Origin of the sequence: Mesorhizobium sp. dw_380 (genome assembly GCF_018588885.1) — a bacterium.
Taxonomy (GTDB): domain Bacteria; phylum Pseudomonadota; class Alphaproteobacteria; order Rhizobiales; family Rhizobiaceae; genus Mesorhizobium.
On the sequence record NZ_JAFFIW010000044.1, the window covers coordinates 18,779 to 31,568 of the forward strand.

General features: G+C 57.9%; 10 protein-coding genes and 1 pseudogene. 9 read left to right on the forward strand and 2 right to left on the reverse strand.

All coding sequences use genetic code 11. The annotated features are described in order from the left end of the window. Positions 1 to 520: 520 nt before the first annotated feature. The 6 genes and pseudogenes from JT360_RS28040 to JT360_RS28060 all read left to right on the forward strand — a co-directional run bounded on the left by JT360_RS28040 (position 521) and on the right by JT360_RS28060 (position 6,131). The gene (locus tag JT360_RS28040; protein WP_024505246.1) at positions 521 to 1,699 is read left to right on the forward strand and encodes a cytochrome P450; all 1,179 of its coding nucleotides are present in this window, start codon (positions 521 to 523) and stop codon (positions 1,697 to 1,699) included. Between the two features lie 29 nt (positions 1,700 to 1,728). Then, a pseudogene (locus JT360_RS33790) lies at positions 1,729 to 1,851 on the forward strand (ferredoxin); the annotation flags it as partial. Positions 1,852 to 1,989: 138 nt separating this feature from the next. After that, entirely contained in the window at positions 1,990 to 2,577 is a 588-nt protein-coding gene (locus JT360_RS33795; protein WP_245463580.1) for a nuclear transport factor 2 family protein, read from the forward strand. Positions 2,578 to 2,725: 148 nt separating this feature from the next. Beyond that, positions 2,726 to 4,327, forward strand: coding sequence for an SDR family oxidoreductase (locus JT360_RS28050; protein WP_063169384.1), 1,602 nt, complete (start codon positions 2,726 to 2,728; stop codon positions 4,325 to 4,327). A gap of 138 nt (positions 4,328 to 4,465) precedes the next feature. Next, positions 4,466 to 5,518 carry an LLM class flavin-dependent oxidoreductase gene (locus JT360_RS28055; RefSeq protein WP_024505249.1) on the forward strand — a complete coding sequence of 351 codons (1,053 nt, stop codon included), beginning with the start codon at positions 4,466 to 4,468 and terminating at the stop codon, positions 5,516 to 5,518. Next, the gene (locus JT360_RS28060; protein WP_024505250.1) at positions 5,505 to 6,131 is read left to right on the forward strand and encodes a nitrogen fixation protein NifQ; all 627 of its coding nucleotides are present in this window, start codon (positions 5,505 to 5,507) and stop codon (positions 6,129 to 6,131) included. Before JT360_RS28055 ends, JT360_RS28060 begins: the two co-directional genes overlap by 14 nt. Here the strand turns inward: JT360_RS28060 and rpoN are convergent. Both rpoN and JT360_RS28070 read right to left on the reverse strand, forming a co-directional pair. Continuing rightward, positions 6,128 to 7,561 (reverse strand): RNA polymerase factor sigma-54, encoded by a 1,434-nt coding sequence (gene rpoN / locus JT360_RS28065; RefSeq protein WP_127318057.1) that lies wholly within the window; start codon positions 7,559 to 7,561, stop codon positions 6,128 to 6,130. The genes JT360_RS28060 and rpoN overlap by 4 nt on opposite strands. A gap of 68 nt (positions 7,562 to 7,629) precedes the next feature. After that, positions 7,630 to 8,163 carry a peroxiredoxin gene (locus JT360_RS28070; RefSeq protein WP_024505252.1) on the reverse strand — a complete coding sequence of 178 codons (534 nt, stop codon included), beginning with the start codon at positions 8,161 to 8,163 and terminating at the stop codon, positions 7,630 to 7,632. A gap of 1,083 nt (positions 8,164 to 9,246) precedes the next feature. Between JT360_RS28070 and JT360_RS28075 the strand changes: the two genes are divergently transcribed. From JT360_RS28075 to JT360_RS28085, 3 genes are all read left to right on the forward strand, one after another. Next, positions 9,247 to 9,609, forward strand: a complete 363-nt coding sequence (locus JT360_RS28075; RefSeq protein WP_127318075.1) for a class II glutamine amidotransferase domain-containing protein — start codon at positions 9,247 to 9,249, stop codon at positions 9,607 to 9,609. Between the two features lie 872 nt (positions 9,610 to 10,481). Continuing rightward, complete coding sequence (gene hisC, locus JT360_RS28080; RefSeq protein ID WP_127318055.1) at positions 10,482 to 11,612, forward strand: histidinol-phosphate transaminase; 1,131 nt, start codon at positions 10,482 to 10,484, stop codon at positions 11,610 to 11,612. Positions 11,613 to 11,682: 70 nt separating this feature from the next. Then, entirely contained in the window at positions 11,683 to 12,717 is a 1,035-nt protein-coding gene (locus JT360_RS28085) for an LLM class flavin-dependent oxidoreductase (RefSeq protein WP_127408329.1), read from the forward strand. Positions 12,718 to 12,790 lie beyond the last annotated feature (73 nt).

Below are 12,790 nucleotides of genomic sequence, written 5' to 3' on the forward strand. Positions count from 1 at the left end.
CTGAAAGACAAAAGCTCGTGTGGCCGGCTCTGAAGGACGGCCAATGAGGCAGGCGAGGAGAGGCTATAGTCCATTCGTGTAGGCTGATCTTGTCCCACGGAGGCGGCTAACCACCCCGCCAGACATCATCGAGGGGAGCGCCACTAGGCTCACCCCAAGTGTTGGTCGTTTCCACCTGGTGACCTCGGCCAAGTCACCAAGCCGCTTAGCGCAAGCTTTCGAACTGGATGCTCCCCGGGCACATGATCGGCTAGCGATCCCACCAGTTGAGTTGCTCCAAGTCGGTGTCTAGCTTTCTACATTCTGTGTCCGACGCTGGACAAGAATGTTGCAATCCCGACCAGTAAGTCAGCACAGGCGCCACCTGTTGCCCAGCAAAACGGCAAGGATTATCGAAAGACGAATTCGGCACGGAGCTTGCACCAACGATTGCATGCAAATGCCGACAGCATCTCATGAACGGTCTCTCGATTCTGGCGCGGTTAAATCGCGGCCGGTTCCAGATCATGTCCCGCCCGAAATGGTGAGGGACTTCAACCTGTTTACGTCGCCCGGCATGTTGCCGACGGCTAACGGGGATCCGCATGCCGCGGTTGCTTGCGTTCATGCCGGGCCTCCGATCTTTTATTCAACCAGCAACACGCGCGACGGTCGGGGTACCTGGGTCATCACTCGCGCGAGCGACCAGCGCCGGGTGCTGCAGGACACCGAAACGTTTTCCAGCCATCGCAGCATCTTCGCCTCTGTGCTCGGCGAGAGCTGGCCGATGATCCCGCTTGAGCTCGATCCGCCATTCCACGGTGTTTTTCGCTCACTGCTCAATCCGCTGCTTTCGCCAAAGCGGGTAATGGCATTGGAGCCGGCTGTCCGGGAACGAGCGATCAAGCTGATCGACAGGATCGCCGCATCAGGCACGAGCTGCGACATCATGAAGGATTTTGCAGTTCCGTTCGCGGTCAATATCTTCCTTCGCTTTATTGGGCTTTCGGACGACGGACTAGAAACATTTGTCGGCTGGGCTAGAGATCTGCTCCACGGCGATAAGGAGCAACGACCACCCGCAGCCCGGGCGATCGTGGCCTTCATCGACGAACTTGCCACCGAGCGCCGCAAGGAGCCGGTCGATGATTTCATGACCTTCATCGTGAAGGCAAAGGTCGAGGGTCGTCTGCTCAGTGACGAAGAAGTCCGTGGCATCGGCGTGCTTGTGTTCGTCGCGGGACTCGACACGGTCTCAGCAGCCATATGCTTCGACTTGGCCCATCTCGCGCGCAACCCCAAAGATCAGGAATTGCTACGAAGCGAACCTGACCGGATTGCCGTCGCTGCGGAAGAATTGCTGCGCGCCTATTCGACCATTCAGATGATCCGAGTGGCAACGAAGGATGTCGACTTCAAAGGCGCGCCGATCCGCAAGGGAGATTATGTTTCCTGTGCCACGATGATTGCCAATCGTGACCCGGCGGAATTCGAATGCCCGAATGAGATCGATCTGGCGCGCGAGGACAACCGGCACGCTGCCTTTGGCTATGGTCCCCATCGTTGTCTTGGCTCACACCTTGCCCGGCGGGAGATTGTCATTGGCCTGGAGGAGTGGCTGGCGCGCATCCCAGCCTTTCGGATCAAGACAGGGACTGAACCTATCACCTTCGGCGGCCATGTGTTCGGGATCGAGAATCTGATCCTGGACTGGTCCTGAAGTTTCAGCCAACGACATTGGAGTTCGCTATGCGTGTCGTCGTACATAAAGCCAGATGCCAGGGTCATGCGCGCTGCTGGGCGCGGGCGCCGAGAGTCTTCAAGCTTGATGACGCCGGCTACATCTTGCCCGGTGATATTGATGTTGCCGATGGGGAGCAACTGCTTGCCTCAAAAGGGGTACGAGCCTGCCCCGAACAAGCTCTGGAAGTTGACGAGCCCCCCGCTAACTCAGTTGTAGAGAGAGACACACGCAAAGTGCAGACTGGCATCGGGAAGGACAAAACAATCATACAATTCGCGACAGACCCTGTCGACCACGCGAAAATTACCGAACTGCGTGACCGAGAGGCGATCCGCAACTGCCTGTATCGGTACTGCCGCGGGATAGACCGCGCCGATGAGGCGGCGCTGCGTAGCGCATACTGGCCCGAAGCGTATGACAGGCACGGTCCCTATTGCGGACCGGCAGAGGACTTCATCCAATTTGCTCTCGGTCTGCCGGGGCACCGTAACATCCATCAAATCACGAACAGCCTGATCGACTTCATCAGTTCAGCAGAGGCCGCGGTCGAGAGCTATTTCACCGCGCTGCAACGCGGACCGGATACAGACCAAGAAATACGTCAGACGCTGCTTTGCGGCCGTTACTGCGATCTGTTTCAGAAGAGGCAGGACGAGTGGCGAATTGCGGAACGGACAGTCGTCTACGATTGGGTTGAGGAGCAAATCCCGCCAGCGATTCTTGAGGCAGATAGGTTCGGCCAGCGACAGCCGATTGGAGCACCACATCCAGACGATCCCATCTACCAGTTGCTCAAGGGTCACATCCCCACCGACCAAGATGGCGTCGAGGGTCCCCAACTGGGAGCTGCATAAGTGGGTAGAAATGGAGGATGAGCGCCCTACGGGAACGACATCTGTGTGGGGCCGCAACTGGCGGTCACTGCAACGATTTGGCTCGGCCCTTCATTCCGCCCAAGGTTGATGGGCTGAGATCACAAGCGGTCATCGTGGAGAAGCTCTCGTGAAACTGGCAGCACGCACCGTAATCATCACAGGCGCTGCGGGCGGGATCGGCCGTGCCCTGGTCGATATCCTTGCCGCGGACGGAGACACTGTAGTTGCGGTGGACCTTCCGGGCAGTGGTGTGGTTGAACTGGCTCGGGATCTCGGGTCGCCGCACGTCGGTCTGGAGTGCGATGTGTCGCGAGAGAAGGACATGCTCTCACTTTTCGGCCAGGTCGAAGCACGCTTCGCGCAAATCGATGTCCTCATCAACAATGCGGCGGTTGGACCCACGATGGATAGGATCATCGACACCGCTGTCGATACCTTCCGACGCGGCGTGACAGTGAACCTTATTGGGCCATTCGTTATGGCCAGGGAAGCGGCGCGGCGCATGAAGCCGGGCGGTGCGATCGTCAATGTGGCTTCGATGGCGGGCGTGGTCGGCAATCCCAGGCGCAACGCCTACGCAGCCTCGAAAGCTGGCGTGATCTCGTTGACAAAGTCCCTTGCATGCGAGTGGGCTATGCGAGGAATCCGCGTCACGGCGGTGGCGCCGGGCTCCGTCCGCACCCCAATGGTCACAGAACTGGCACGCGCTGGCAAAATGGACCTCGCGGCGATACGCCGCCGCGTGCCGATGGGGCGCTTGGCTCGCCCCGACGAGATCGCCAGGGTCGTGCGTTTTCTGAGCAGCACGCAGGCGCGCTACATCACCGGCTCGGTGCTGGCAGTCGACGGAGGCTGGATGTCATTCAACCAGCCGGGGGATGCTCACCCGCCGGTGGATGGTGCGCTCCAAGCCGAGCTCTCCTGTCCGGCCGAATGCACAGATGCGCGAATCGTGCTCGTCACCGGTGGCGCAAAAAGCATTGGCGCGGCCGTCGCTCGCCGCTTTGCCGCGAACGGCGACACCGTCGTGATTGCTGATAAAGATGGCACTGCAGCGGCAGAGCTGGCTACATCGCTCCCCGGCAAGCATCTGGCGAAATCGCTGGACGTGGCCGTCGAGAGCGATGTGGTGTCGATGTTCGAAGAACTGAGGGGACGCTTCGGGTATATCGATGTTCTGGTCAATAGTGCTGATACCGCCGACAGGATTGTGCCTGCGATCGAGCAACTGTCGAAACAGCTCGAACACGTCCTGGATGTCAACCTTACCGGCGCCTTCACCTGCGCGCGCGAAGCGATCAAGGCTATGCGCCCGGGCGGCGTGATCCTCAATCTCGGGTCGATCGACAGCTTTCTGCCGTTCGCGCCGCGCCATGCCTACGGCGCCTCCAAGGCGGGGATGGATATGCTGACCCGTTGCATGGCGGCCGAACTCGGGCCGGTCGGAATTCGGACAGCCACCGTCGCTCCTGGCCACATCCGCACGCCCGCACTTGCTCAGTTGGCCAAAGCCGGCCGCATCGACCTGACAGCAATCGGACGACGCATCCCCATGGGCAGGATGGGACGGCCAGAAGACGTCGCAGATGCATCGTTCTTCCTTGCTTCGTCTGACGCCTCATACATCAACGGCTCGATCCTCTACGTGGACGGCGGCTGGACCTCGTTCGGTGATGCGGGAAACGCCAGCGAGCTCTATGACGAATGTTTTGCGGAGGCGGCAGGTTAATTGCCAGGCCTTCGCAGGGCGACCGGCCGAGCATTATGAAGCCTCGGCTCCACGACGCACCTGAGGTGCTTGAGATCCAAGCATGCGCATGCCGAGCACATTCCCGGTCGGCTGACGTGTCTATAACGAGGAGAAATCATGGAATTTGCCACTTTCATTCTGGCCGCCCAGCGTGGCTATCACCAATCCTCAGAAAGCGTCATCCGCAACTCCATCGAACAGGCCGTCGCTTCGGAGCAGGCTGGGTTCAACACCGCGTGGTTTGCTGAGCACCACTTCAACAATTACAGCCTCATACCATCCCCGCTGATGATGGTGGCGCACTGCGCCGGCTTGACAAGCACGATTCGCCTGGGCACTGCCGTCTGCGTGCTGCCGCTTTACCAACCGCAGCGCCTGCTGTCCGAGATCGGCTTCGCCGACATCGTTGCGAACGGCCGTCTCGAGCTCGGCGTAGGCTTGGGATACCAGCAGTTCGAGTTCGAACGGTTCGGCGTGGACATCGATGAGGCGCCGGCCGTCTTTTCGGAATACCTGGACATCATTCTCAAGGGCCTCAACCAAAACGTCTTCGAACACGACGGCCAATATGAGAAGATCCCCCCAACAGCGATTTCGGTCCGCACAGTCCAGCAGCCGACGCCGCCTATCTGGATCGCTGGCGGAGCCGCACGGATGGCTCGGGCCTACCGCGAGGGGCACAATTTTTTTGTCACAGCCTTCCACGACGGCTTAGAGACTTTGACCACACTGCGTGAATCAGTCGAGAGGGCGGCGGCATCCGAGGAAAAGAACGTCACCGACGTCAAGATATCGCTGCTGCGCTGCTGCTATGCCAGCCACGACGAGTTGGAGATCAACAGCTATCTCGACAATGCCCGCTTCCAGCGCCGGCTTTCTGAAGCCCTGCATCAGCGCCGCCAACAGAGCCACGATGGCTACCTGCTGCAGGAGACACCGACCCAGCAGGATCTGTCCTTCGAGACCATGCGCAAAAATTTGCCGATTGGCAGCGTAAATCGCGTGATTGATCGCCTGCTGGAAGAGATCGATATCTTGAAACCGGACCAGATCGCAGTTCAGACTCAATTGGGCGACTTCGACCAAAAGACGATGCTGCGCCAGATCGAGCTCTGGGGCGACAAGATCATCCCTGCGGTCAACAAGGCGCTTTGTCATGCCGGAAGCTGAAGCCGGCCGTTACGATGATGGCTGCCTATCCAGCGCGCAATGGCGTGGGTCCGAGCTAGGGAGGAGCTTCGATCAGCATGTGCTGCCCTGCGTACATTCACGTTCGCTTGAGGAGGTCCAGGCGGGCGAGGTGTTGGCGACGGAGGGGACAGGCCTTTCGTCTGTCGAATTGCGTGATGTCTTGGCCGCAACTTTCCCGTCTACCTCCAGCAGCGTATTCGCTTTGGAGGAGTTGAGCGAGCCCGAGCCGGAACTGGAAGAGGAACTGCTACGCCGGCTGCTGCTAGCGCATGCTGCGCCGGCCGACCCGGCGAGCGCCCGCTTGGCCAAGATCATCGCCCGGCGTGCGATGCGCATGGACCATCTTTGGCGGGATCTTGGCCTCTCAAATCGCGCTGAGCTCAGCCGCCTGCTTGCCAGACATTTTCCCGCGCTGGCGGCAGGCAACACAGAAAACATGAAATGGAAAAAGTACTTTTACCGCAAGCTGTGTGAGGCCGAAGGCTTTTCGTCATGCACAGCACCCAGTTGCGGGGAATGCCATGACTTCGAAAGCTGCTTCGGCCCGGAGGAAGTTGAGAGTTGCCTCTCGCCGACCACGAATGTCGGTTAGTCACTTCGCTTGATCGCAGCTGCGGACAAACGCTTATCGCGGCGCCGTCGTATGGAGGAAGGGATGTTCATCGCCTCGCGATATTTGGTGACGGTACGGCGAGCGACATCGATGCCGGTCTCCTTGAGTTGAGCAACGATGTCTTCGTCGGAATGTACCTTGTCGAGCGATTCTTCGGCTATGATTGCCTTGATCCGATGGCGGACAGCTTTGGCGGAGTGCGCATCGCCGCCCTCGCAGGATGCGATTGGCGCAGCGAAAAAATACTTCAGCTCGAACACCCCGCGCGGAGTTAACATGTACCTGTTCGAAGCCACCCGGCTTACCGTCGACTGGTGCATGCCGATCTCGTCAGCGACATTTTTGAGACAGAGAGGCCGCAGATGGGCGGCGCCGTGTGTAAAAAAGGCATCCTGCTGGCGCACGATTTCGGTCGCAACCTTAAGGATCGTCTTAGCGCGCTGCTTGAGACTGCTGATCAGCCAGTTCCCTGTTTCCTGGCAATGGTCGAGAAACGCTTTGCCTTCCGGATTTTGCTTGGTCAGCTGCGAGATTTCGGCGACATAGGTTTGGTTAATCAACACTTTGGGCAGCGTGGCCGGATCAAGCTCCACCCGCCATCCACCTTCGGACGAGGGCATTACCCAGACGTCCGGTACGATGGTTTCCGGCGTCCCGGACTGGAACCGGTCTCCAGGCTTGGGATCGAGCGCGCGGATTTCGTTCCTCATGTCGAGGAGATCCTCCTCGTCGACTCCGCAACGCTGCTTCAATCCCTGAAAATCCCCCCGTGCAAGCATCTCGAGATTGGCGACCAAAGCTGCCATAGCCGGGTCGAACCGGTCTTGCTGGCGCAGCTGAATCTCCAGGCATTCGCTGAGAGTTCGCGCAAAAATGCCCGGCGGATCAAATTGCTGCAAGATTCCGATGACCCGTTCCACATCAGCTTGCCGAACGTTTAACCTACTGGCCAGATCGAAAAGGTTTACCTGAAGATAGCCAGTGTCCTCCAGATGAGCGGCGAGCTGTCCGGCAATCAGCCGCTCCTGGGGGGTGAACGGGGTGAGGGCGACCTGGCGGGCGACATGGTCGTGCAATGTTTCGGTGTGGGCGGTAAACTCCTCGACGGCAGGTCGATCGTTGCCGCTACTGCGTTGCGACTTCCATTGCCCGCGCCCGCCAGACGGCCCGCCAATGGGCGATTCGCCGATTTCGCTTCTGCTTTGACTGCTCCGCTGATCCACCCCTGGCAGCGGCGAATCGTCGTCAAACGGGTCAGGCTTCAAAACGGGGTTCTTCTCGAGTGCCTGCTGCACGAGCTGATGGAGTTCAGTATGCGTCAATCGCAGCAAGCGAATAGCTTCAATGGCTTGAGGCGATAAGACCATACGTTGCTTCTGGCGTTGAAGCAGGCTTGCTGAGAGATGCATGTTGAACCGTGATCTGCCGAGGAGGCTCTAGTGTGTGCTTGGGTTGTGTGAGACTTTCCACTTCTGGGTCATGCCGCCGCCTTCAATTTGTCGAGAACGTTTTGCGGGGATGAAACGCCATAGGGGTCCGTCTCGCAGTTGTCACAGAAGCCTTCCTCCTCGAACCACTGCTCCACCACGCCATCGTCGATCAGAGCGGCGTATCGCCAGGAGCGCATGCCAAAGCCCAGATTGTCCTTCGCGACCAGCATGCCCATTTTGCGCGTGAACTCGCCCGACCCGTCTGGGATCAGCTCGATCTTCTGCAGCCCCAAGGACTTTCCCCACGCATTCATGACGAAAGCATCGTTGACCGAGACGCAGTAGATCGCGTCAATTCGCAGTTCCAGAAATTGATCATAGAGTTTTTCGAAATCGGGCAGTTGGAAGGTCGAGCAGGTCGGGGTGAAGGCGCCAGGCAGCGAGAACAGGATGATGCGCTTGCCCCCGAAATAATCGTCGGAGGTCTTGTTCTCCCACCGATAAGGATTTGGCCCCCCGATCGACTCATCGCGAACACGCGTGCGAAAGGTCACGAGAGGAACGTTCTTTCTATAGGTCATTGATTTGCTTCCAGGCCAAAGTGGTACGGTGCATTTTTCGGTTAAACTGAAGCGGCATCGACTTCGGTCGACAGTTCCGGCAGCCTCGCGCCTTGGCGTGGTTGCCTCGGACCGGTCTTGTGCAAGACCGCCCCCGAGCAGGCACGTTCAACGGCGACGAGCTTCCGCGGAGACGGGGAATTTTGCTCGCGTGCTTTATCGAGCTTTGAGAGGTAGGCATGGTCTGCAACCGTGATTTTGACTGCGTTCTATCGACCGAGTCGCAAGCGCCATGCCAATTGACCCGATGCCTTGGGTTCACTTCGGTTTTTGCAGCAACTTTCGTGTTGTGCAGTAATGCCGGTCGATATTATTGCTCAAGCAGCACTGGAAATTGGGTGCGACTCCGTTCGGCAAACCCGGCCTTTGTCCGAAGCCGGACACGAATGTCGGAAATAGCCAAACGCCAGGATCTGGGGCGGGTTAAGAAACGTTACCGTGGGCACCGGCTTCAGCACAATTGCGCCACGCGAGCATGGCTCCCAGCGTCAATGCCGTGCAGCAGCGAGACGAAGTCACTGCAGAATATCAACCTCTGCGAAGTCGTTGAAACCCAGCATGTGCGAGCCGTTCGAGGCGCAGATCAAGGCATGCTCGAGGAAGAGCTCGTGCTCTCGGCAGCAAGTGTTGCGACGTCTGACAAGGATCGTCGCGCTTCAAGGAAAAGAACCTGAATGGTGCACGGCTTGTGAAGGCCGGCGCATGGAAATGGCTGGGCTGATCATCCTCCATGAGGGTTGAATGAAGAGCTGGCCCCTATCTCCCTCAGCTGCAACGGGGGGAGATAGGGCATGTCCGTCTATCGCGCTGGGTAACATTCCTCGGTGATGCAATAAGGGGGAGCAATTTCTCATTTCGGCAGACACGACCCAGCTCTCCTTTCATGCGCTGATTCCCCCAGGGGAAATCGCGACTCCAGGCTTCCTATGCAGCGAATCGCGGTGCTGTCCGATGTCCGACAATGTCGGATGCGGATCGTAGCTGGGCTAGATCCGTCACTTTGCCTCGATGGTTTCCCACTGGCCTCATATCTGCTTCGCCCAAATGCGGCGACATAACCTGTGCGGCATCTGTGAATGGATCGACTTCAATCCAGACCTCGGAGGTCCCGATGCGCGAAGGGAGCTTGCCGATATGACGGCCACCATAGCGAACCACGGTCCGGACGACGAGGGGACTTGGATCGGCGGGCCTGCGGCGCTGGGACACCACCGCCTGGCAATCATCGATATCCAGGGCGGCCGCCAGCCGAGGATGCTCCAGGAGGATGGCCGACCTGACTTGGTGCTCGTCTACTCGGGTGAGACTTACAACTACCGCGAGCTGCGTCAACAGCTGGCCGGCCTAGTCCATCGCATGAACACGAGCAGTGACACCGAGGTGGTGCTGCACCGCCCCCGCGAGTAGGGCTCTTCGGCGGGTACACTTTTTTCACGAAATCCGTGAATGTTTCTCGCGACATCATCCCGCAATCGGTGGTGCAGCGGGTGAAGAGCCCGTATCCGGCTATCCAGAATGCCGCCTACGACAAGATACTACGTACGCGATTCACTGTGATGCTGGACGACCTAGTGCCGGCAGCGGCACCGCTGTTGTCCGTCGACAGGTCCCGCGCTTGCTCGGTGCGACCAACAACCTTAAGCGCTAGGGCGTAACCTGACCCTGCAAGATCTCCTCACCGACTATAAGGTGCGCCTCACGATCTGAGACGATGGGACAGGATGGCTAAGGAGGTGCGCCGTCTTGCATGCCCCGCCAGCGAGGCGAACCCTCTTGGCTACGCGCGCCACCAGCGACGCTCCATATCGTCAGGCCTGCGTCTCATGCTCAGATGAGCCGGTATTTGGCTCTCTCATCAGCAAACCGAGAGAGCCCATGCCAAGACGGAAGCAAGCAAGACGAACGAGCGTCAGAGATATCCTGCGCCTGACCCATAAACAGGGCAGTCCGGTGGGCCAGGTGGCAGAGCAACTGAGGTTCGGCAAGACTTCGGCTTCCACCTATCTGCGGGCGCTGGAGACGGGCTGTCGTGCAGGCCCTGCATGCGGCTTTGAGGACGATGCGATGTTGAAACACCGTCTGTTGGGCCGAATCGGCCGTCGGCCACACGTTGGGTCGTCATCAGGTTCTCGACAGCTTCCCGGTGTCAAATCCAAACCGTGGTCGGCGATCCCCACCAGGGTGGGAAGGCAGCGCTGATATAGCCGAACGTCGATCAAGTCACGATCAACGATTGCCTCATGTCACATGCCCTGCGGGACTGAAAAACGGAGAAGAACATGTGCGATGCAAAACTGAAGACCGTGCTTTCGCTTTTTTCGCCGGTGGCCAGCAAATTAGATGCTCTCTCGTCCAACGGACCAGCGACGGATGCAAATTGCGTTAAGCTAAATACGAACGAGAACCCGTTTCCGTTGCCGAAGAGCGTAATGCAAAGTGCAATTGCTGCGATCGAACACCAGTATCTTTATCCGGAAGACGACAATCTCAGCTTAAGGGCAGCTGCCTCCGATGCTTACGGATTTTCCAAAGATCAGGTGATTGCCGGCAACGGTTCGTCGGAGCTGCTCGGACTCATCTACAGAGCTTTCCTCGCCCCAGGAGATAGAGTGGCAATGCTGTCGCCCGGATTTTCGTTCAACCGTAAACTTGCCATGTTGCAGGGTGCCGAGTTTCTCGAAATCGCATCGAGCGAAGCTCATCCCCTGCCGATAGAAAAACTGCTGTCCGGCCCTGCAAAAGACGCGAAGTTCATTCTGTTGGCTAATCCGAACAATCCGACCGGAACATTCGTGCCGGTGGCCGAAATCGAACGCCTTGTGGAGCAAGCAGATCGCTTGATCGTCTTGGATGAGGCCTACGTTGACTTCGCACCCGACCATGCCCTGCGCCTCGTCAATAGACATCCGAATCTTTTGATCTTGAGGACTTTTTCAAAGAGCTATGCTGCTGCTGGCGTGCGAGTCGGCTTCGGTTTCGGTCACCCAGAAATCATTGGCAGGCTGCGCAACATCCAGAATGTCTTCAACATGAACGTGATCGGGCAGGCGGTCGGGAAAAGCATTCTTGCGCATCGCCACGCCTACGAAGAGAACCACAGGCACATCAAGCATGAACGACAGCGAGTGACCCTGGCGCTGTTGCAACTTGGCTTTTCCGTAACACCCTCCCACGCAAACTTTTTGCTGGCCCGTGTGCCAGCGGGACAGGAGGGCTCATGCTGGCAAGCCGCGTTGAAAGAGCAGGCGATCCTCATCGCCAGCTTTCCTGACGTAGATTTGAAGAACTGTATTCGCGTCAGCATTGGCACCACAGAGCAGATGGACAAATTCCTTGCTGCCGCCAAACGCGTCTGTATGAGCTTTAAGAAGAATCGCGGTGTGCTCAAGCATGAAGTCAATTCACATTAAGCATCAAGTAATGATATGTCTGAGCTATGATGGTTAGCGAATAAATATAGGTAATTTGGAGAACAATTAATTGAAGAAAATTTCCGCTTCGGGCCTGACCTTCGGCATCTTCGATCATCTGGACGAAAACGGCGATGACATCGCACAGCAATATGCAGATCGGCTGAGCCTAGCAGAAGCGTGCGATGGCTTTGGCTTTTATGCGTATCATCTCGCCGAGCACCACTGTACCCCGCATGGCAGAGGTCCATCACCGAATATGTTCTTAGCGAGCGTCGCCCAGCGAACCCGCAGTCTTCGTGTTGGTCCCATGGTAATGCTACTTGCGCTCTATCATCCGCTGCGTGCCTTCGAGGAGATCTGCATGCTTGATCAGTTGAGCGGCGGCAGGCTTGAACTCGGCATAGGGCGCGGCTCTGCTCCCACTGAATTGGGATACTTCGGGGTTGCTGTAGAAGCAGCACCAGAACAGTATGCGGAGGCCAGTGAGATTCTCATCAATGCGATGAAAGGCGGGACGCTTTCTTATCAGGGCCGCCACTTTGAGTTGAAAGATGTTCCGCTGACGTTGAGACCTCACCAATATCCCCATCCGCCGACATGGATCGCCACCAATCGACCCGAGCCGGCTAGCTGGGCCGCTGCGAATGGGGCAAACATCGCCTGCGTCGGACCCTCCACTTCTGTTCGCAGCGTTACCGACGCGTTCCGCGCCGCCCGAATTCACGATGCTGACATTGGCCAGCAAGCGCCATTTCTTGGATTGCTCCGAATGGTGGTGATAGGGCCTTCTGAAACAGATGCGTATTTGCTCGCAGCACCTGCCTATGAACGATGGCTCAATAGCTTCAAATTTCTATACGAACTAAATGCCATTTCCACTCCACCAAACTTGCCTTTGAACTTCGATGCAGCAATTGAAAGTGAATTGTGCGTCGTGGGAACGGCAGATTCTGTCCGAAAAGCTCTCCTTGATCAGCTGGAAGAGGCAGGTGCTAATTATCTTCTGTGTCAACTGGCATTTGGAGATTTGCCGCTGGATGCCTCACTATACACCGCATCGGCCATTCGATCCGAAATCATGGCTCGAGTTGCCGCATCGTGAATCCGTCGTGTGATTGGAGGAGCAGCGGCAGCGCTGCTCCTCATTGCGAAACGGTTGTGGGGGCCGGACTCCT